Consider the following 20,451-nt stretch of genomic DNA (forward strand, 5'->3'; position numbering starts at 1 on the left):
ATGGGGGAGTGGGGAGGGAGCCGCGCGACGACCCTTGCGCCGCTTTCCCCCGGGCGCCCGCGCGGCGCTTCGCCGGGGTCGCAGGTTGACCGGGGGCGGGCGTCGTAGGGCGGGTTTCAACCCGCCTTTCGCGGCGCTTTCCACCGTCGCGCCGCCCTTCCCCCTCCCGCGGATCACCGCCAGAAGCGCGGCGCCTCCGACAGCAGATCCCACATCTCCCGCGCGCGGGCCCAGTCCTGCTCGGCCTTCGCCTCCAGCCGCCCCAGCATCCGCCCGGCGGCGCGCTGCGCCGCGGGATCGTCCTCGGCCGGGGCGCCGGGGAGCGTCAGCACCGCCTCCACCATCGCCGCGTCGTTCAGCGCTCCGAACAGGTTCTGAAGCTTCTTCAGGGGCTTGCGGAATGGCTGCACGACCTCCGCCGGATAGAGCGGGGCGAAGAAATCCACCCCGTAGCGCAGCTTCTTGAGCTCCTTGCGCAGCTCGTGCCGGGCGTCGATCGACAGCGTCTCCAGCCCCTCCGCCCCGCGCCGCGCCTTCTTCCAGCGCTTCTTCAGCCCCTCCGCGGCGGCGGCCTCCACCGGGCGGGCCAGCAGCGCGGTCTGCCCATGGTCATGCGGGCGCAGCCAGCCGCGCAGCTCCACGAAGGCCGAAAGCTCGATCAGGAACCGCCGCGCCTCCGGCCCCGCCAGCGCGGCGCGCAGATCGGCGCGCGCCGCCTCCCGCCGCGGCGCGATCGCGGCGGCCAGCGCCTCCAGCCCCGCGGCATCGGCATCCCGCGCCTCCGCCGTCTGGGCCCCCGCCATCCGGGCGGCGCGGGGCAGCATCTCCTCGGCCAGCACATCGAGATCGCGCAGCCGCCCGGCCTGCCCCGCAAGGCTCCGCGCCGCGTCGTTCAACCCGCGCAGGGCCGGCCCGTCCAGCTCCCCCCGAAAGATCGCGAACAGGCTGCGCAAGCGCCGCAGCCCGACCCGCAACTGGTGCGGTCCGCCGATCTCGTCGCCCGCCAGCACGCAGGCGACATTCGCGTCGATCTGGGCCAGGCAATCGCGCAGCATCCGCGCCGCGGCGGCCTCCGTCGTCTCTCCGGGGATCAGCGCGGGGGGCGCGGCGTGGCGCGGCGCGGGGGCCGGAACCGCGGGCTCCCCCGCCGCCAGCGCATAGCCGCGCGCCGACTTGGACAGGCCCGAGAACCGCGCCGGGATCTTCGCGAACAGCGCCCCCGCCATCGCGTAAAGCGCCCGCGGATCGCCGGAGGTCAGCTCCAGCTCCGCCTCGCGCAGCGGCGCCCGGACCCCGCCGGCGACGATCTCGCCCACGTCGATGGCCAGTTCCGCCGCCCCGCCCTCCGCCGCCAGGTCGCGCGTGGTCCGCTCCATCACCGTCTCGAACACCGGGGAAAGCGGAGCGTCGCCGATCGCGTCCTCGACCGCCGCGCGCAGATCCGCATCCGCGATCAGGTCGAAATCGAGCCGACCGCCCGGCGCCGGCGCCTCATCCTCCTGCACCGCGAACAGCCCCGTCCCGGCCCCCGAGCCGCGCTTGACCGTCTGCACCCAGCCGCGCCCCACCTTGCGCAGCCGCAGCGCGATCTTCGCCCGACGCAGCGCCTGGTCCGGCGTGTCGAAATAGATCGAGCGCAGGCGGCTGCGTTTCGCGGGGGCTTCGGCCATGGCGCGAAGGGCGGGCGCGCGGCGGAGCGCGGCCTCGCCGGCCTCGTCCAGCAGGAACTTCAACTCGATCTCTGTCATGCGACGTGATTATGACACCCGCGCAGGCGGGACAAATGTCATATTTCGCAACCTGGGATTGCGCGCGACCCGCCGTTCATCCCCCGCCCGCCGCCAGAGCGATCCAGTCATCCTCCGAAATCACCTCGACCCCGAGATCCTCCGCCTTCTTCAGCTTCGAGCCCGCGCCCGGCCCCGCGATCACCAGATCCGTCTTCGCCGAAACCGAGCCCGAGACCTTCGCGCCCAGCGCCTCCGCCCGGGCCTTGGCCTCGGCGCGGGTCATCTTCTCCAGCGTGCCGGTGAAGACGACGGTTTTGCCGGCGACCGGGCTGCCCTCGGCGCGCGCGGGGGGCGGGCTGGGCGTGAGATGGGCGAGCAGGCGGTCGATGGCGCCCCGCTCCTCCGCCCCCGCCAGCCCGTCGGACAGCGACAGCGCCAGGATCGGGCCGATGCCGTCGGCGTCGACCAGCTGGCGCCATGCGGCCTCGGCCTCCGCCGGGACCTCCGCCGCCTCCCAGGCCGCGGCGCGGGCTTTCGTGATGGCCGCGCGCCGGCCCGCGTCCTTCGCGGCGGCGCGTTCCTCCGCCTCCGCCGCGTCGGCCTTGCGATGCGCCAGCGCCCCGGGGCGGGCCGCATCCAGCGCCTTCGCCAGCGGCGCCCAGCCGCCATAGAGCCGCGCGAGATCCAGCGCCGCGACCTCGCCCACATGGCGGATGCCCAGCCCGAAGATCAGGCGTTGCAGCTCGACCGTCCGGCGCCCGTCGATGGCGTCGAAAAGGTTGCGGGCCGAGGTCGCGCCGAACCCCTTGATCTCCGCCAGCGGCGTGGCGGAGAGCGCGGCGAGCGCCTCCACCAGCGCCGCGCGGGCGGCTTCCGGGTCGTCTTCCGGCAAGGTCCGACCCAGCGGCGCCAGCAACGCGCGATATTCGGCGAGCAGATCGGCCAGCCGCTCCTCCCCCGCCAGCCCGGCGACGAACCCCTCCGCATCGGGCCCCTCGCGGGTCGGGCGCAGCAGTTTGGCGCCGGATTGGTCGCGCGCGGCGAGGTCGAAGATGTCGGCGGGCTCCGCGATCCAGCCCAGCGCGTGGAACAGCTCCACCTGCTTGGCGCCCAGCCCCTCGATATCCAGCGCGTTGCGGGACACGAAATGCTTCAGCCGCTCGACCCGCTGGGCCGGGCAGATCAGTCCGCCGGTGCAGCGCCGCGCGGCCTCCCCCGGCTCGCGCACCGCCGGCGACCCGCAGGCCGGGCAGGTCTCGGGCGGGGTCCAGGGCCGGGCGTCCTCGGGCCGGCGCGACAGGTCCACGTCCAGCACCTTGGGGATCACGTCGCCGGCGCGGTAGACCGTGACCGTGTCGCCCGCGCGCAGGTCCCGCCCCTCCCGGATAGGCTCGCCGTCCGATCCCAGGCCGGCGATGTAATCCTCGTTATGCAGCGTGGCGTTGGAGACGACGACGCCCCCCACCGTCACCGGCCGCAGCCGCGCCACCGGCGACAGCGCGCCGGTGCGGCCCACCTGGATCTCGATTTCCTCAAGCACGGTGGTCGCGGTCTCGGCGGGGAACTTGTGGGCGATGGCCCAGCGCGGGGTGGCGGAGCGGAAGCCCAGCCGCTCCTGGTAGTCCAGCCGGTCGACCTTGTAGACGACCCCGTCGATATCGTAGCCGAGGCTGGCGCGCGCGGCTTCGATCTCCCGGTGATGGGCGATGGCCTCGGCCGGGGTGGCGACCCGCGCGGCATGGGGATTCACGTTGAAGCCCAGCGCCTTGTAGCGCGCCAGAACCTCCGCCTGGGTCTCCGCCAGGGGCGCCGAGACCTCGCCCCAGGAATAGGCGAAGAAGCGCAGCGGGCGCTGGGCGGTGATGGTGGAATCGAGCTGGCGCAGACTGCCGGCGGCGGCGTTGCGCGGGTTGGCGAAGGCCCTGGCGCCGGCCTCCGCCTGCCGTTCGTTGAGCGCCGCGAAATCCGCATGGGTCATGTAGACCTCGCCGCGGACCTCGAGGATCGCGGGCGCGTTCTCCAGCCGTTCGGGGATGTCGGAGACGGTGCGGGCGTTGGCGGTGACGTTCTCTCCGGTCTCGCCGTCGCCGCGGGTGGCGGCCTCGACCAGCACGCCGCGCTCGTAGCGCAGCGAAAGCGAGAGGCCGTCGATCTTGGGCTCGGCCACCAGCGCCAGTTCCGCCTCGGCGTCCAGCCCCAGGAACCGGCGCAGGCCGGCGACGAACTTCTCCACGTCCTCGTCGGAGAAGGCGTTGCCCAGCGACATCATCCGCACGCGATGGCGGACGGTCCCGAAGCCTTCGGCCGGCGCGGCGCCGACCCGTTCGGACGGGCTGTCCTCGCGCTTCAACTCCGGAAACCGGGCCTCGATGGCGCGATTGCGGCGCTTGAGCGCGTCATAGTCGGCATCCGCGACCAGCGGCGCGTCGGCCTGGTGATAGGCCGCGTCCAGCCGGGCCGCGAGATCGGCCAGCCGGGCGAGCTCGGCGCGCGCGCCGGCCTCGTCCAGATCCTCGACCGCGACCCCCGCATGGGGGCCGGCGGCCAGGTCCGGCTGCGCATCCGCCGCGCGGTCCCGAAACTCTGGTTCGGGCGCGGCGTCCCCCGCGGGGGTTTCGGTTGCGGATGGATCGGCATCCTGCACGTTGTCGGGCGGCATGGGGTCCTCGCGGCTAGGCTCGAGGCTCAATGTCCGACCGGCGATCCGTCCGTCAACCCGGAGCGCGCGTCAGCCGGCGCTGGCGGCCAGCGGTTCGGCCATCGGCGTGGGGTCGCGCAGCACATATCCGCGTCCCCAGACCGTCTCGATATAGTTCTCTCCGCCCGTCGCGCCCGAGAGCTTCTTGCGCAGCTTGCAGATGAACACGTCGATGATCTTCAGTTCAGGTTCGTCCATCCCTCCGTACAGGTGGTTCAGGAACATCTCCTTGGTCAGCGTGGTGCCCTTGCGCAGGGAGAGCAGCTCCAGGATCTGGTACTCCTTCCCCGTCAGGTGCACCGGATGACCGTCGACCTCCACGGTCTTGCCGTCGAGATTGACCTTGATCTTGCCGGTCTCGATGATCGACTGGGCGTGCCCCTTGGACCGGCGGACGATCGCGTGAATGCGCGCGATCAGCTCCTCCCGGTTGAAGGGCTTGGTCAGGTAATCATCGGCGCCGAAGCCGAAGCCCTTGATCTTGTTGTCGGTATCGTCGAGCCCCGACAGGATCAGGATCGGCGTGTCGATCTTGGCCACGCGCAGCTTCTTGAGCACGTCGTAGCCGGTCATGTCCGGCAGGTTGAGATCCAGAAGGATCAGGTCGTAATCGTAGAGCTTGGCGAGATCGATCCCTTCCTCGCCAAGATCGGTGGCGTAGACGTTGAGATTGGCGTTGCGGAGCATCAATTCGATGCTCTGCGACGTGGCGGGATCATCCTCGATCAACAGGACGCGCATGAACGCTCCTCCGTGCAGGTTCCGGTTGCGTGGATCCACCTTCCGTCACAAAGGTAAATGAATTCCTACCACCTTAACGCGAGTTAAGAACACTTTTCAACTTCTGGTGGATCGGTAGCGCTGCAGGGCCGTGGTGCGCAGGGCGTTGATCCCGTGCGACGACACGGCGGTCAGCCAGCCGTCCAGTTCCTCCGCCGAAAGATCCCAGGTCTCGCAGGCTTCCTCGACGGAGATCAGGCCGCCCTTCACCGCGGCGACCACCGCCGCCTTGCGCCGCGCCACCCAGCGACGGGTCGTCGGCGACGGCAGGTCCTTGCGCGTGATCCGCGCGCCATCGGGCCCGACCACCGAAGTCGGGTTCTCAGTCGTGTCAATACGCATAGTCTCGCTCCACCACAGTTTCACTCACCCGGGGAGAACGCTATCCGCAGCGGGTTTCGCGATGGTGAATCGCGGGAAATTCAGGGTCGGCGCCGCCTCGGCGCCTTGCTGGCGCCACCGACGGAGCCTATGAAACCCGCAGGAAAATGGAGGCTGCGATGGCCCTCGACCGACCTGACGACCGCTCCGGCGACCGGCATGACGAATCGCCCCTGACCAACTCGCTGGGCCTGCCCGGGGCGCCGGCGCAGACGCGCGTGGTCGCCGCCATGTCCGGCGGCGTGGACAGTTCCGTGGTCGCCGCGATGCTGTCGCGCGAGGGCTACGACGTGGTCGGCGTGACCCTGCAGCTCTACGACCACGGCGCGGCGCTGGCCCGGAAAGGCGCCTGCTGCGCCGGCCGCGACATCTATGACGCGCGCCGCGTGGCCGAAACCATGGGCTTCCCGCACTACGTGCTCGACTACGAATCCCGGTTCCGGGAGGCGGTGATCGACGATTTCGCCGATTCGTACCTCGCCGGCGCCACCCCGATTCCCTGCGTGCGCTGCAATGAGCGGGTGAAATTCCGCGATCTGCTCGACACGGCGCGCGAACTCGACGCCCAGGTGATGGCCACCGGCCACTACGTGCGCCGATTCGACGGCGCGCACGGGCCCGAGCTGCACCGCGCCGCGGATCCCGCGCGCGACCAGTCCTATTTCCTCTTCGCCACGACGCGCGAGCAGCTCGCCCGCCTGCGATTCCCGCTCGGCGACCTCGCCTCCAAGGCCGAGACCCGCGCGCTGGCGGCGGAATTCGGTCTCGGCGTCGCCGACAAACCCGACAGCCAGGACATCTGTTTCGTGCCCAACGGCGACTACGCCGCGGTGATCGAGAAGCTGCGCCCCGGGGCCGGTCAGCCCGGCGAGATCGTGCATCTCGACGGTCGGGTGCTGGGCGAGCACCAGGGCCTGATTCGCTACACGGTGGGTCAGCGCCGGGGGCTCGGCATCTCGGCGCCCGAGCCGCTGCACGTCATCCGGCTGGAGCCCGAGACCCGCCGCGTCATCGTCGGCCCGCGCGAGGCGCTGGGTCTGCGCCGGATCCCGGTGGCGGAGGTCAACTGGCTGGGCGACGGCGATTTCGAGGACGCGCCCGAGGGCGGCTGGGAGATCGAGGCCCGCGTCCGCTCCACCCGCCCCTCGGCGCCGGCGCGGGTGCGTCCGCTGGGCGGCGGCAGGGCGGAGGTGGAGCTGGCCGCGGCCGAACAGGGCGTCGCCCCCGGCCAGGCCTGCGTCTTCTATGCGCCTGAAGGCACGCGCGTTTTCGGCGGCGGCTGGATCACCCGAAGCTGATCCTCTCCTGCCGAAGGCGACCCCGCCTCCCTGGCGCGGCCCGTCAGTGGGTCCAGGCGCCCTTGCGGTCATGCGAGAAGTTGGAGCCGTAGCCGCGCGCGCGGATATTCGGCTTGCGCACCTGCGGTTCGATCACCTGGGCGGCGATGCCGTGGCGCGCGGCGTAATCCACCGCGGCGTCCTTCGACGGAAACTCGATCCGCACCTGGCCCTGGGTGTCGCCGGAGCCGGTCCACCCCATCAGCGGGTCGATGCGCTTGGCTTCTTCGGGGGCGAATTCCAGCACCCAGTTGGCGGTGCGGGCGGTCCCCGACTGCATGGCGGTTTTCGCGGGTTTGTAGATTCGCGCGAACATGGCAGGTCTCCTCGGCCGGTTGGCCGGATATGAACCGTCGGGCGGGGCGCTGGCAAGCGCCGGGGCGTCGCGGGCCGGGGCTCCCGTCCGCGCCCCATTACGGCACAGATTAGGTAAAGGTTCCATTACGCCATGAAAACAGGGCGTTAGATGCGCGCGGATCGGGCGAATCGCCGACCCCGGAAACGATCCGGAAACGGAATCGGTGCATAACCCCTCTCGGGTGGCGGAGGCTTCGGTCTCCGGCAGAGCGAGAGGCTCCCGGCGCGAAACGCGCCGCGGGCCGGACGGCGCGACGCAAAGGGCCAGGGGTGGCCGATGCGCTCGGGTCCGGACGGTCTGCTCGGAGAATGGGACAAGGGGCCATGGGCCGGCTGAACGCCGGCGAGCCGGGCCCAACGCCGGTCGAAGCGCCGCGCAATCCGGAAGATGCGGAACGGATCGCGACCGCCGGGCTTCGCCCGCCGCGGGCGCAGGTCACGGATCGGAGGCCCCATGGGTGGAGGCTCCGTCCGCGGCCGGCGGGCCAACCCGGACGGGGCGGTCCGGCTCCGCGTCCGTCCGGCGCCGCGGGTCCAGGGGTGGGGCTGCGGCGCCGGAGGCCGTGTCGGCGGGGTCGACGCGGCATGGGGCCCCCAAAGCGCCTGGCCGGGGCCTCCTGAATGTCTCCCGATCTCATGGACATCCGCGCAGCAAGGCGCCGCGTCGAGGGCGCGCCGGTGGCCCGCAATCGCCCGCGGCGCGCTGCCAGGGTCGCGCTTGCGGACAGGACGCCCATCGCGGACGCCGCGCCTCCCTGCCCAGACCGGTCCTCTCGCCCGCACCTCGATGCCGCCGCCCGGCCGTCTCCGTCACGCGGAGGATGTCCGTGCCCGCCCCAGCGCCCGATTGCCTGAATTCCCGCCCCCCTTCTCGGCCAAACGCCGATCGATGCGCCCTCAAGGCCCAGCCGCAGGCGCGCAGATCATCCGGCGATCCAGACTGCGCGGCTCCTTCGGCGCATCCCCTCGCAGCGCGGCTCTCAGCCCGCCCCCATTCGGACCGGGTCGCGAGGTCCCAAGCCGTCGGGCCATCCAGGCTCGACCCGAAGCACGCCCTCGCCATGCCCCTCCGCCTTGCCGTTAAGGCATGGACCCAAGGGCAGGGCAACACACGCAACTAATTGACCGGGTTCTGAAATCAGGCGCCCCGCCCGCGCCGAAGGCCGCATGACGGGAACGGGGAGCACCCGCAAGATCACGAGATCCACAGCGAATCCCGCAGGCGCCTCGCGCTCGCGGCCTGTCATCGCGATGTCCGCCCCTCCCCCGTCGCCAAGACGCTCAGTCGGGGACTCGAGGGGCGCGCTTCAGCCCGGGACCTGGCCATCCTCGGCGCCGTCGCAGCGCGCCGCGGGCGCTCGCGCTCAACGGGCGAGACCTTTGCGCGGCGCCCCGGAGGCCGGACGGCCCAGGGCTTCCCGGGCATAGCCCCCCCGAAAAAGAGAAAGCCGGCCCCGTTCCCCGGGGGCCGGCTTGGCGACGTGGCGCCAGATGAGGCGCGACTACGCGCCGTCGTTATCAGACCTTCCAGCCTGAATATGGTGACCGCCGGCCAGACGCTTGGGAGCGAGGGGTGGGGTGGGTGGTGCCGCGCCCGGCCGGCGATCTTTCTTGTTGCTCCGACTTGACCCTACATCCAGCAGGGGAGAGCCGGCAACAAGAAACTCAACCTTTGCGTGTTTCGCTGTGGCTCCGTTCAAGAACCTCCGATTTTCGGCTGCGAGCTTGATTAACCCGCCGACAAGGTCAATCTCGGGTAAAACGGTGAAGAGAGGGTTAAGACATGACTGTGGATTCGCTCGTCACCATCCCTGAGCCGCGCAGGCGCGAAAAGCTCGAAGGGGGTGTCCGACTGGTCATGGAGACCGAGTACACCGCCGCCGGAGACCAGCCGACCGCCATCGCCGAGATCGCCGCCGGCGTGGAAGCCGGCGACCGCGACCAGGTGCTGCTCGGCGCCACCGGCACCGGCAAGACGTTCACCATGGCCAAGGTCATCGAACAGACCCAGCGTCCGGCGATCATCCTCGCGCCCAACAAGACGCTGGCCGCACAACTTTATGGCGAGTTCAAACGGTTCTTTCCCAACAATGCGGTCGAATATTTCGTCTCGTATTACGACTACTATCAGCCCGAGGCCTATGTCCCCCGATCGGACACCTACATCGCCAAGGAATCCCAGATAAACGAGCAGATCGACCGGATGCGCCACGCCGCCACGCGGGCCCTGCTGGAGCGTGACGACGTCATCATCGTCGCTTCGGTGAGCTGCATCTACGGCATCGGCGCCGTCGAAACCTACGGCGCGATGACCCAGGATCTGGTCGCGGGAAATGAATACGATTTGAGACAGGTCATGCGCGAGCTGACCGCCCAGCAATACAAACGCAACGACGCCGCCTTCACGCGCGGCGCGTTCCGGGTCCGGGGCGATTCTCTCGAAGTCTGGCCCGCGCATCTCGACGACCGCGCCTGGCGATTCTCCTTCTTCGGCGAAGAACTCGAATCGATCGCCGAATTCGACCCCCTCACCGGGGAGCGGATGGCCGACCTGCAAAAGGTCCGGATCTACGCCAACAGCCACTACGTGACCCCGCGCCCCACCATGCAGCAGGCGGTGAAGGGCATAAAGGCCGAGCTGCGCCAGACCCTCGACCGGATGATCGCCGACGGCCGCCTGCTCGAGGCCCAGCGCCTCGAACAGCGCACCAACCATGACATCGAGATGCTCGAGGCCACCGGCGTGTGCAACGGCATCGAGAACTACTCCCGCTATCTCACCGGCCGCGGCCCGGGCGAGCCGCCGCCCACGCTCTTCGAATACATCCCCGACAACGCCATCGTCTTCGCCGACGAATCCCACGTCTCCGTCCCCCAGCTGGGCGGCATGTATCGCGGCGACTACCGGCGAAAGTTCACGCTGGCCGAACATGGCTTCCGCCTGCCGTCATGCATGGACAACCGCCCCCTCAAGTTCGAGGAATGGGACGCGATGCGCCCGCAGTCGGTCTTCGTCTCCGCCACCCCGAGCGCGTGGGAGCTGGAGCAGTCCGGCGGCGTCTTCACCGAACAGGTGATCCGCCCCACCGGCCTCGTCGATCCGCCGGTGGAGATCCGCCCGGTGGAGACCCAGGTCGACGACCTGCTGGACGAGGTCCGCAAGGTCGCGCTCGCCGGCGGCCGGGTGCTGTGCACCACGCTGACCAAGCGCATGGCCGAAGACCTGACCGAATACATGCACGAACAGGGCATCCGCGTGCGCTACATGCATTCGGACATCGACACGATCGAGCGCATCGAGATCCTGCGCGACCTGCGTCTGGGGGCCTTCGACGTGCTGATCGGCATCAACCTGCTGCGCGAGGGGCTCGACATCCCCGAATGCGCGCTGGTGGCGATCCTCGATGCGGACAAGGAGGGGTTCCTGCGCTCCGAGACCTCGCTGATCCAGACCATCGGCCGGGCGGCGCGCAATGTCGACGGCCGGGTGATCATGTATGCCGACCGCATCACCGGCTCGATGGAGCGCGCCATGCGCGAGACCGACCGCCGGCGCGAGAAGCAGGTGGCCTATAACGAGGCGCACGGGATCACGCCGACCACCATCCGCAAGAACATCGAGGACGTGCTGGAAGGCGTGTGGAAGGGCGACACCGACGCCGCCCGCATCACCGCGCAGGTGGAGAAGGGGCCGAAGGCCGGGGCCAACCTGCAGGCGCATCTGGAGGCGCTGCGCAAGGACATGATGAAGGCCGCGGAGAACCTGGAATTCGAGGAGGCCGCCCGCCTGCGCGACGAGGTCAAGCGGCTGGAGGCGGTGGAGCTCGCCGTCGCCGACGACCCGCTCGCGCGTCAGTCGGCGGTGGACGCGGCGGTGGAGGAGGCGAGCAAGGCCTCCGGCCGCTCCAGCGCCGGCAAGGCGGGAACCCGCACCTATCGCGGCAAGAGCCAGAAGAAGCGCTGAGCCGCGCGTCGACCGGCCCGATGATCGCGGCCGGACGCCCGCGCGGCGCGTCCCCGGCAGCGCCTGCGGCCCGGTCTCTCGGCTCCGTCCCGCTCCGCCTCGGGCGGGACGCGCAGGGCCGCGCCTGACCCCCGGGCGCGGCCCTGCGCGGCCGAGGGACAGAGAGGGTATGCGCGCGGCGACCGGAGGCGTCGAAGGGATCGCCGCGGCGCGCCCCGAGCCTGCACGCGGGAGGGGAGACGCGGCGGCCCCTCGCCCGATCCTGCTTGCGGGATCGGAGCGCCCGGGTCCGAGGGAAGCGCGGCGCCGCGCGACGGACCGGGCGGGCGTCCGCGTTGAAGCGGGAGACGCAGGGGAAACCCAAGAGAAACGCAGGCGACGCCCGCAGGCCGCCTGCGCGAACGGACAGGGAGGGGATTGTCCATGCAATCGCAACGCCTCACGCTTCCGGCGCGCTTCGCCGCCGGACTCGCCTTGCTGCTCACCGGCGCGCTGTTCGGCTTTTTCTACGCCTGGGTCTGCTCGACCATGTGGGGGCTGGATGCGGCCGACCCGCGGGTGGCGATGGCGGCCATGCAGGCGATGAACGCCTCGGTGCGCAACGCGGTGTTCGCCCCGGCCTTCTTCGGCGCCGCTCCGGCCTGCGCCCTGGCGGCCGCGGCCGCCTGGGGCGCCGGCGCGCCCGCGGCGGCCCGAGCCTTCGGGCTCGCCGCCCTGCTGGTGCTGGCGGGCTGCGTGGCGACCTTCCTCGTCAACGTACCGATGAACGAAACGCTGGGCGCCCTGCCCGTTCCGGAATCCCGCGAGGACGCCGCGCGCATCTGGGCCGCCTATTCGCCTCGATGGCAGCTCTGGAACCAGATCCGCGCGGCGCTCTGCGGGGTCGGGCTGCTGGCGGCGGGGGCCGGGATCGCCGCCCTTGCCCGCGCCGCGCCGCGCGCCGCGTGATCGGCGGACGAAGGCCCGGGGATCGAGGTTCGGACCGCCTTCGGGCCGCCTTCGGCCCGTGCGCGCGGGCTCACCGCCCGATCAAGCGCGATCACATGCAGGATCAGGCGCTTCCGCGGTGGGCGGCCCCGGCATAGGTGGCGAAGCCTCGCCCTCTCTCGCAGGATATCCATGCGCATGCCGCCCAGACCCGCCCTTTCGACCCTGATCCTCGGCGGCATCGCCGGCGAAATCGCCTTCGAAGCCTATGCCTGGCTGCTGTCCCCGCGTCTGTTCGGCGTGACCCTGGAACCCGCCAACCTGATCGTCGGTCTGGCGCGGACCCTGTTCGGGCTCGACCTCGGCTACTGGACCGCGTTCGGGCTGCATTTCGCCATCGGCGCCGTGGCCTTCTCGGCCGTCGTGACGCTGGTCCACATGGCGACCCGAACCAGCCTGCCGCTCGCCGGCGCCATCGCGGGGGTGCTGCTCTGGTTCGTCGCGCAGGGCTTGCTGGCCCCGGCCATGGGGCGGAGCTTCATGATGGGCTTCGGCGCCTACACCCAGTCTTCGTTCATCGCCCATGTCGGCATGAGCGTGATCATCGGCCTGACCATGGCGGGCCTCTCTCGGGCGCGGCGAGCGCCGGCCCCGACCTGAACCGGAAGGCCGACGCGAAACGGCCGCGCCCTGCCGGACGCGGCCGTGCTCATCTCTCCCCCCGCCCGCGACGCCCCGTGAGGCCCCGCGAGTCGGCGCGATCAGGTCAACGGAACAGGAAGACCGGGATCCGGCAGCCGCGCAGCAGCTCCTCGGTCGCCGAACCGAGGATCATCGAACGGATGCGCGAATGCCCGTAGGCGCCCATGACCATCAGGTCGGCGCCCCAGCGCTCGGCCTCCCCGGAGATCGCGGCGGCGGGCGCCCCCTCGATCACGTCGGTCTCGGCCTCGATCCCCGCGCCGGCCAGCATCGCCCGCGCGCCCTCCAGCCCGCGGCGCGCCTCGGCGCTGTCCTCGCCGGCCCGCACCAGGCGGAAGCGCAGGCCCTGCGTGGTCGGGCTGCGGGACATGTGATCCACGGCCTTCAGGCAGCTCGGGCCGCCGTCGAAGGCCACCAGCACCTTGCCGATCTCATGAAAGGCCCGGCTGGCCACGAAAACCGGCCGGTCCGCCACCCGCGCCACCCGCTCCAGGTTCGAGCCGAGATGGCCGGAGGCGAAGTCCGCCGCCTCGCCGCGCTTGCCGATCACCAGCATGTCGGTCGCCGCGCCCTCGGCGGTCACGGCGGCGGAGACCTCCTCGACCAGGTCGCCGATGCGCAGGCGGGTCGACACCTGCTCCACCCCCGCCTTGCGCAGGATCGCCTCGGCGTCCTCCAGGATCGCCCGGCCCCGCGCCTGTCCCAGCTTGGACATGCGGGCGTCGAGCTCGGCCAGCTCCTCCAGCAGCGCGGTGCGCGCGCCCAGCGCCAGCGCCCCGCTCAGGTCCGCCGCGGCCGGCGAGCGCCGCCCGATGACATGCAGAAGCTCCACCGACCGGCCCGAGCGCGTCGCCAGCCAGGCCGCGTGCTCGCACACGCTGCGCGAATAGTCCGACCCGTCGACCAGGGCCACCAACTTGCCGCTCATCGCTTCCCCTCGCGTCTTGCCTGCGCATGCCGCCGGTTCGCCCGTCGTTCCGCGCCTGTGTCTGCGTCAGGTATGCGCCGAAGGGGGGCGATAGTCACGCCCCGCCCCCTTCGCGCCCCCGGCTCAGTGCCCGCCCAGCGCGTCCATGGCGCCGGGCTTGTCATGCATCGCGAGCTTGTCGACGATGGTCTCCGACGCCTCGTTGAGCCCGAGGATGTCCACCTCGGCCCCTTCGCGGCGGAACTTCAGCACCACCATGTCCAGCGCCGCCACCGAGGAGATGTCCCAGATATGCGCGCGGCTGACGTCGATGGTCACCCGGTCCAGCGCCTCGCGGAAGTCGAAGGCCTTGGAGAACACGTCCGCCGAGGCGAAGAACACCTGCCCCTCGACCACATAGGTGCGGTGACGCCCATCCGCCGACAGCTCCGAGCGCACGCCGAAGATCTGCGAGATCTTGGCGGCGAAGAAGATGCCCGACAGCAGCACGCCGACCAGCACGCCGATGGCGAGGTTATGGGTCCACACCACGCAGATCACGGTGGCCAGCATGACGATGGAGGAGGAGCGCGGATGCGTCTTCAGCTGCTTGAGCGAGGACCAGGAGAAGGTGCCGATCGACACCATGATCATGATCGCGACCAGCGCCGCCATGGGGATGCGCCCCACCCAGTCGCCCAGCACCACGATCATGAACAGCAGAAACACGCCCGCGAAGAAGCACGACAGCCGCCCGCGCCCGCCGGATTTCACGTTGATCATCGACTGGCCGATCATGGCGCAGCCCGCCATGCCGCCGATGAAGCCGGTGCACAGATTGGCGATCCCCTGCCCGACGCATTCCTTGTTCTTGTCCGAGGGCGTGTCGGTCAGCTCGTCGACCAGCGAGGCGGTCATCAGGCTCTCCAGCAGGCCCACCGCCGCCACCGCCGCCGAATAGGGCAGGATGATCTGCAGCGTCTCCAGCGTCAGCGGGATGTCGGGCAGCAGGAAGACCGGGAAGCTGTCGGGCAGCTCGCCCATGTCGGAGACGGTGCGGATGTCGAGCCCGAAGCCCAGCGACACCGTGGTCAGCACCAGGATGCAGACCAGCGGCGACGGGATCGCCTTGGTCACATAGGGGAACAGGTAGATGATGCCGAGCCCGGCGGCGACCATCACATAAGTGAGGTAGGGCACGCCGATCAGCTCGGGCAGCTGCGCCATGAAGATCAGGATGGCGAGCGCGTTGACGAAGCCGGTCATCACCGAGCGCGAGACGAAGCGCATCAGGTTGCCGAGCCGGGCGTAGCCCGCGCCGATCTGGAGCACGCCGGCCAGCACGGTGGCGGCGAGCAGATATTCCAGCCCGTGATCGCGCACCAGCGTGACCATCAGCACCGCCGTCGCCGCCGTGGCCGCGGAGATCATGCCCGGACGCCCGCCGCAGATCGCCGTCAGCACCGCGATGGAGAAGGAGGCGTAGAGCCCGACCTTGGGGTCCACGCCCGCGATGATCGAGAAGGCGATGGCCTCGGGGATCAGCGCGAGCGCCACCACGAGGCCGGCGAGCAGGTCTCCGCGCGGATTGCGCAGCCATTCCTCGCGATAGGCGTTGAGGTCGAACATGGGGCCTCCAGCGGTCTGCTGCGGGGATCGTGCGGTGGGGACGGGCGGGCGCGGGCGCGCGCCGGCGCCGGCCGTCGGGGAACCGGGGCTGCGCTTCGTGCTTTAGGCGGAAATTCCGCTGCGACGCAACAGAAGCGGGCGCGATTGCGACTTTCGGCCCGGGGCGCGGGGGACGTCCGGCATGCGGGCGGGGGGGCGCGGCGGCCCGGGCTCCGGACAAGAAAAAACCCCGCTCGGAGGGAGGACCGAGCGGGGTTCAGGACCCATCCGCATGCGCCAGGGAGGAGGCGCGCCGCGGCGGTCTCGCGGACGACGTCAGGAGGGAGGACCCGACGCCGCCGTTTCGAAGGAGCCCCGACCGGAGGGAGGACCGGCCGGGGCCTTCGGACCTACGGCAGCGCCAGGGAGGAGCGCGCTGCCCGGAGGTCGTCGGATATCGTCGGGAGGGAGGACCCTTCGATATCCGTCATTCCGCGGCCCTGCGGGGAGGGAGGACCCCTGGGGCCGAGGAAAGCTCGTTAAGGCGCGGCGCTCAGGCGGCGCGGCCGGCGGCGGGGGCCGCGGCGAACAGGCCGCGGATGCGGGCCGACATGCCGGCGAACAGGCCGCGGAGGGTTTCGGCGCGCATGCGGCGGGCTTCGAGGTCGATGCGGGCCATTTCGATGCGGTAGTCGTTGGTCATCTGTCGTCTCCTGCTGCGCCGCGCCGCGCCTCGCGTCGGTCGTCCCGGGGGGCTGGTCCCTTTCGGGGAAAGCTCCGGGCCGGTCGGCGGTCGCTGGTCGTGTGCGGCTCGTCTCGTTCCGTTGGGAATATAATCGGGTTTCCTGATCGTTTTGTGCAGTGCATCAATTTCGAAAGCCGGTCTGCACGGAGTGCATGGCTGGGCCCGAACTGTGCGCTGAGCGGCGCCCTGAAAACAGGTAAGGCGCTGACGCCGCAGCGTAAGCACCTTTTTCGCCCTTTACGATAGGTAACCAGGCCTGTCCGAATCCGGCGCCGCACCCGCACCCCGTGCCCGGACCCCGTTGCAGGCCGCCGAGTCGGGCGACTCGGCCGCCCGCGCCTTTTGTGCAGGTGCGAAGATCGCGCCCCGGCCCGCGCCCTCAGGCGCGGGCGAAGACCCCGGGGAACGCGCCCGGCGCGCCGGCGGTGTCGAGCCAGGTCGCCATATGCTCGGCCAGGGAGCGGAAGCAGACCAGCTCGAACGTCTCGGGCGCCTCGCCCACCTGCGCGAAGGCCGCCGCCACCTGCCCCAGCCGCGTGCGGCGGAAGTCGCCCGGCCCGAAAGCGTCGGGATGCAGGTCCACCGGCGCGGCCTTGGCCAGCGCCTCGCGGGCGCCGGGGCCCTCCAGGCGGAACAGGGCGCGGGCTTCGGACAGGTCCACGGCCATGGCGAAACCGTCGCCGAAACCCGCCCGGATCGCCTCCAGCATCGCCGGAACCTCCTCCGCGGGCAGGAACAGCAGCAGCTCGTCGGGGCTCATCCAGGCGAGCCGACGCGCGCCCGCCGTCTCGATCCGTCGCGGGGCGGGGAGGGGGACCCCGGCGGCCCCGGTCACCGCGCCCGCAAGGGCCGCGTCGCCCAGGTCGAGCCGCAGGCCGATCATGCCGCGCCCCGCCACCCGCGCCCAGCGCATCGCGCCGCCCGTCATCTGGTCAGCCATTCTGCCGCTCCCCGTCCGGATCGAAGAACACCGGCGACACGATCTTCGCCGGGATCGGCGCGTCGGCGCCGTTGGACATGCGCACCACCTCGCCGATCCGCTCGGGCCCGCGTTCCAGCAGCGCCATGGCGATGGAACGGCCGAGCGTCGGGGACCAGTAGGTCGAGGTCACGTGCCCCGCGGTGCGCGCGCGCCCGTCCTCGCGCAGGTCCTCCAGCGCATGCGCCCCGTCGGGGATCACCTCCGCGGGGTCCTCGGTCTCCAGCCCCACAAGGCGCAGGCGGTCGGGGCGGACGAGATCCGACCGTTCCATGCCGCGCTTGCCGATGAAGTCGGTCTTCTTCTTCGACACAGCCCAGCCGAGGCCCAGATCCAGCGGCGTCACCGTGCCGTCGGTCTCGTCGCCGATCATGATGAAGCCCTTCTCGGCGCGCAGGACATGCATGGCCTCGGTGCCATAGGGGGCGATGCCGAATTCGGCCCCCGCCTCCGCCACCTTGTCCCACATCTCCTGGCCCCGCCCCGCGGGCACGGCGAGCTCAAAGCTCAACTCGCCCGAGAAACTGATCCGGTAGACCCGCGCGGGAATGCCGGCCAGCTCCCCCTCCGCCCAGCCGAGGAAGGGCAGCGCCGCCCCGTCCAGCGCCATGCCGCCGAGCTTTTCCAGCACCGCGCGGGCCTTGGGACCGGCGACGGCGATCTGGGCGTATTGCTCGGTCAGGTTGGCGACATGGACCTTCAGGTCCCACCACTCGGTCTGGAGCCATTCCTCCATCCAGGCATGCACCCGGTCGGCGCCGCCGGTGGTGGTGTGGACGAGAAACGCGTCCTCCGACAGCCGCGCGGCGACGCCGTCGTCGAACAGGAACCCCTGCTCGGTGCACATCAGCCCGTAGCGGCATTTGCCCGGTTTCAGCGAGGACATCATGTTGGTGTAGAGCAGGTCGAGGAACCGGCCTGCATCCGGTCCCTTCACCAGCAGCTTGCCGAGCGTCGAGGCGTCCATCATGCCGACCCGCTCGCGCACAGTGACGATCTCGCGGGTCACGGCGTCCTTCACGCGCTCCCCGTCGCGGAGAAAGGCGTAGGGGCGCCGCCAGTCGGCGACCGGCTCCCAATGGGCGCCGTGGCGGTCATGCCAGGCGTCCATCGGGGTTTTCCGGACGGGCTTGAACAGGGGGCCGCGGGCCTCCCCGGCCAGGGCGCCGAGGGTGAGCGGCGTGTAGGGCGGACGGAAGGTGGTGGTCCCCACCTCCGGGATCGCGGCGCCGCGGGCCTCGGCCAGGATGGCGAGACCGGCGATGTTGGAGGTCTTGCCCTGGTCGGTGGCCATGCCGAGCGTGGTGTAGCGCTTGGCGTGCTCGACGCTCTCATAGCCCTCGCGGGCGGCGAGCTGCACGTCGGCGACCTTCACGTCGTTCTGGAAGTCCAGAAACGCCTTGGAGGCCAGTTTCGGCGGCATCCTCGCGGGAGAGGTCCAGACCGGGCGCAGGTCGCCCTCCGCCTCCGCATCGGCCACGGGGGAGGCGGCGGGGATGGGGGAGGGGGAGACGGGCTCGCCCAACCCTTCCACCGCGCGCAGACCGGCGGCATGGGCGTCGGCCATCGCCGTGGGGGCCTGAAGGCGGCCCGCGGCGGTCCCGGCGGCGATGACGAAGCCGGCGCCGTCATGGGACAGCGGCGGACGGTCGGGGTCGGGGCGGAACAGCGCCTCGCCGTCGTCCCAGAGCAGCTTGCCGCCGCAATGGCTCCACAGATGCACCACCGGCGACCAGCCGCCGGCCATGGCGACGCAATCGCAGGCGATCCGGTCCTCGGCCCGGCCCGACCCGTCGATGCGCCCGATCTCGACGCCCGAGACCTGCTTGCGGCCCAGCGCCCGCATCACGCCCATGCCGGACCGGATCAGGATGCCGGCGGCGCGCGCGGCCTCCACCAGCGGGCCCGCGGGCGCGTCGCGGGCGTCGAGGATCGCCGGAACCTCCAGCCCCGCGGCGTTGAGCGCCAGCGCGGTGCGGTAGCCGTCGTCATTATTGGCGGCCAGCACCGTGCGCTCGCCGCAGGCCACGCCCCAGAGGTCGAGATAGTCGCGCACGGCGCTGGCCAGCATCACGCCGGGGCGGTCGTTGCCGGCGAAGGCCAGCGGACGCTCGATGGCGCCGGTGGCGGCGACGATGCGCCGGGCGCGGACCCGCCACAGACGCTCGCGCAGGCCCGAGGCGCCGGCGGGGCGGGGCGCCTGCTCGGCCACCAGCGCGTAGCCGTGATCGTAGACGCCGGCGGCCTGGGCGTTGAGCCGCAGGGTCACGTTGGGCATGTCGGAAAGGCGGGCGACGGCGTCCGCCGCCCAGTCCGCGGCGGGGCGGCCGTCGATGGTCACGCCATCCGTGGCCGCGCGTCCGCCCCACCAGCCGGACTGCTCCACCACCAGCACGCGGGCGCCCGCGGCCCCCGCCGCCAGCGCCGCGGCCAGGCCCGAGGTCCCCCCGCCGGCCACCAGCACGTCATAGGTCGCGTAGAAATATTCGTAGCGGTCCGGGTCCGGCCCGTCCGGCGCCCGGCCCAGCCCGGCGGCGTTGCGGATCACCGGCTCGAACAGGTGTTTCCAGGCCTGGCGCGGGTGGATGAAGGTCTTGTAGTAGAAGCCGGCCGGGAACAGCGGCGCGGCGAAGGCGTTCAGCTCGCCCACGTCCATTTCCAGCGACGGCCAGTGGTTCTGGCTCGCCGCCTCCAGCCCGGTCCGCAGGGGCTGGGTGGTGGCGCGGGTGTTGGGGACGGCGCCCGCGCCCGCGCCGATGGCGGCGAGGGCGTTGGGCTCCTCCGCGCCGCTGGCCACGGCGCCGCGGGGGCGGTGATACTTGAAGGACCGGCCCATCAGCACTTCGCCATTGGCGAGCAGCGCGGAGGCGAGCGTGTCGCCCTCGAACCCGCTCAGGGCGCGGCCGTTCCAGCGGAACGGGGCGGGGCGGGCGCGGTCGATCAGCCGGCCGCGGTCGGGAAGGCGGCGGGCCATCAGGCATCTCCCTCGGGCTTGGCGGCGGGTTTGGCGGCGGGGGCCGGCTCCCAGCCGGGACGGCGGGCGCGGATCTTCGCGAGGATCTCCTCCGGCGGCGCGGTCACGTCGGCGGGATAGGCGCCGAACACTTCGAGGCTCGCGGTGCAGCGGGCCAGATGGAACCACTTCCCGCAGCCGAAGACATGGCGCCAACGCTCGAAATGCACGCCGCGCGGGTTCGCGCGCTCGAACATGTAGCCGGCGAAGGCGTCGTCGGAGGCGCCGGGACCGAAGCGCTTGAGATGCGCCTCGCCGCCGGGGTGGAATTCGGTCTCCTCGGCGGAGACGCCGCAATGCGGGCAGGTCAGCAGCAGCATGGC

15 protein-coding genes are annotated in these 20,451 nt (G+C 71.3%); 4 read left to right on the forward strand and 11 right to left on the reverse strand.

Annotated features, from left to right (window positions below):
* Nucleotides 1-173: 173 nt before the first annotated feature.
* From BLV24_RS15695 to sciP, 4 genes are all read right to left on the reverse strand, one after another.
* Nucleotides 174-1,748 carry a CYTH and CHAD domain-containing protein gene (locus tag BLV24_RS15695; protein WP_092683492.1) on the reverse strand — a complete coding sequence of 525 codons (1,575 nt, stop codon included), beginning with the start codon at nt 1,746-1,748 and terminating at the stop codon, nt 174-176.
* A 76-nt stretch (nt 1,749-1,824) separates the two neighbouring features.
* Complete coding sequence (gene ligA, locus BLV24_RS15700) at nt 1,825-4,389, reverse strand: NAD-dependent DNA ligase LigA (RefSeq protein WP_092683494.1); 2,565 nt, start codon at nt 4,387-4,389, stop codon at nt 1,825-1,827.
* A gap of 69 nt (nt 4,390-4,458) precedes the next feature.
* A complete protein-coding gene (gene ctrA, locus BLV24_RS15705; RefSeq protein WP_092683496.1) occupies nt 4,459-5,169 on the reverse strand; it encodes a response regulator transcription factor CtrA in 711 nt (236 codons plus the stop codon).
* A 96-nt stretch (nt 5,170-5,265) separates the two neighbouring features.
* Complete coding sequence (sciP, locus tag BLV24_RS15710) at nt 5,266-5,550, reverse strand: CtrA inhibitor SciP (protein WP_092683498.1); 285 nt, start codon at nt 5,548-5,550, stop codon at nt 5,266-5,268.
* Nucleotides 5,551-5,708: 158 nt separating this feature from the next.
* Between sciP and mnmA the strand changes: the two genes are divergently transcribed.
* A complete protein-coding gene (mnmA, locus tag BLV24_RS15715) occupies nt 5,709-6,887 on the forward strand; it encodes a tRNA 2-thiouridine(34) synthase MnmA (protein ID WP_092683500.1) in 1,179 nt (392 codons plus the stop codon).
* A 43-nt stretch (nt 6,888-6,930) separates the two neighbouring features.
* Here the strand turns inward: mnmA and BLV24_RS15720 are convergent, their stop codons facing one another.
* Nucleotides 6,931-7,242 (reverse strand): ETC complex I subunit, encoded by a 312-nt coding sequence (locus BLV24_RS15720; RefSeq protein ID WP_092683502.1) that lies wholly within the window; start codon nt 7,240-7,242, stop codon nt 6,931-6,933.
* Nucleotides 7,243-9,066: 1,824 nt separating this feature from the next.
* Here BLV24_RS15720 and uvrB point away from each other — a divergent pair.
* The 3 genes from uvrB (at nt 9,067) to BLV24_RS15735 (ending at nt 12,834) form a co-directional block, all read left to right on the forward strand.
* Nucleotides 9,067-11,247 carry an excinuclease ABC subunit UvrB gene (uvrB, locus tag BLV24_RS15725; RefSeq protein WP_092683504.1) on the forward strand — a complete coding sequence of 727 codons (2,181 nt, stop codon included), beginning with the start codon at nt 9,067-9,069 and terminating at the stop codon, nt 11,245-11,247.
* 423 nt (nt 11,248-11,670) lie between these two features.
* Complete coding sequence (locus BLV24_RS15730; RefSeq protein ID WP_092683506.1) at nt 11,671-12,195, forward strand: anthrone oxygenase family protein; 525 nt, start codon at nt 11,671-11,673, stop codon at nt 12,193-12,195.
* 177 nt (nt 12,196-12,372) lie between these two features.
* Nucleotides 12,373-12,834, forward strand: coding sequence for a hypothetical protein (locus tag BLV24_RS15735; RefSeq protein ID WP_092683508.1), 462 nt, complete (start codon nt 12,373-12,375; stop codon nt 12,832-12,834).
* Between the two features lie 106 nt (nt 12,835-12,940).
* Here the strand turns inward: BLV24_RS15735 and BLV24_RS15740 are convergent, their stop codons facing one another.
* From BLV24_RS15740 to BLV24_RS15760, 6 genes are all read right to left on the reverse strand, one after another.
* A complete protein-coding gene (locus tag BLV24_RS15740; RefSeq protein WP_092683510.1) occupies nt 12,941-13,804 on the reverse strand; it encodes a universal stress protein in 864 nt (287 codons plus the stop codon).
* A 123-nt stretch (nt 13,805-13,927) separates the two neighbouring features.
* Nucleotides 13,928-15,412: a SulP family inorganic anion transporter gene (locus BLV24_RS15745; RefSeq protein WP_092683512.1), complete on the reverse strand. Its 1,485-nt coding sequence runs from the start codon at nt 15,410-15,412 to the stop codon at nt 13,928-13,930.
* Nucleotides 15,413-15,944: 532 nt separating this feature from the next.
* Entirely contained in the window at nt 15,945-16,094 is a 150-nt protein-coding gene (locus BLV24_RS22050; protein ID WP_176954775.1) for an RSP_7527 family protein, read from the reverse strand.
* A gap of 421 nt (nt 16,095-16,515) precedes the next feature.
* Nucleotides 16,516-17,076 (reverse strand): sarcosine oxidase subunit gamma, encoded by a 561-nt coding sequence (locus BLV24_RS15750; protein WP_092683514.1) that lies wholly within the window; start codon nt 17,074-17,076, stop codon nt 16,516-16,518.
* Entirely contained in the window at nt 17,069-20,089 is a 3,021-nt protein-coding gene (locus tag BLV24_RS15755; RefSeq protein ID WP_092683516.1) for a sarcosine oxidase subunit alpha family protein, read from the reverse strand. The genes BLV24_RS15750 and BLV24_RS15755 overlap by 8 nt, the downstream gene beginning before the upstream one ends.
* Complete coding sequence (locus BLV24_RS15760; protein WP_092683518.1) at nt 20,089-20,448, reverse strand: sarcosine oxidase subunit delta; 360 nt, start codon at nt 20,446-20,448, stop codon at nt 20,089-20,091. The genes BLV24_RS15755 and BLV24_RS15760 overlap by 1 nt, the downstream gene beginning before the upstream one ends.
* Between the last annotated feature and the right edge of the window lie 3 nt (nt 20,449-20,451).

This window comes from Albimonas donghaensis, from assembly GCF_900106695.1.
GTDB classification, from domain to species: Bacteria; Pseudomonadota; Alphaproteobacteria; order Rhodobacterales; family Rhodobacteraceae; genus Albimonas; species Albimonas donghaensis.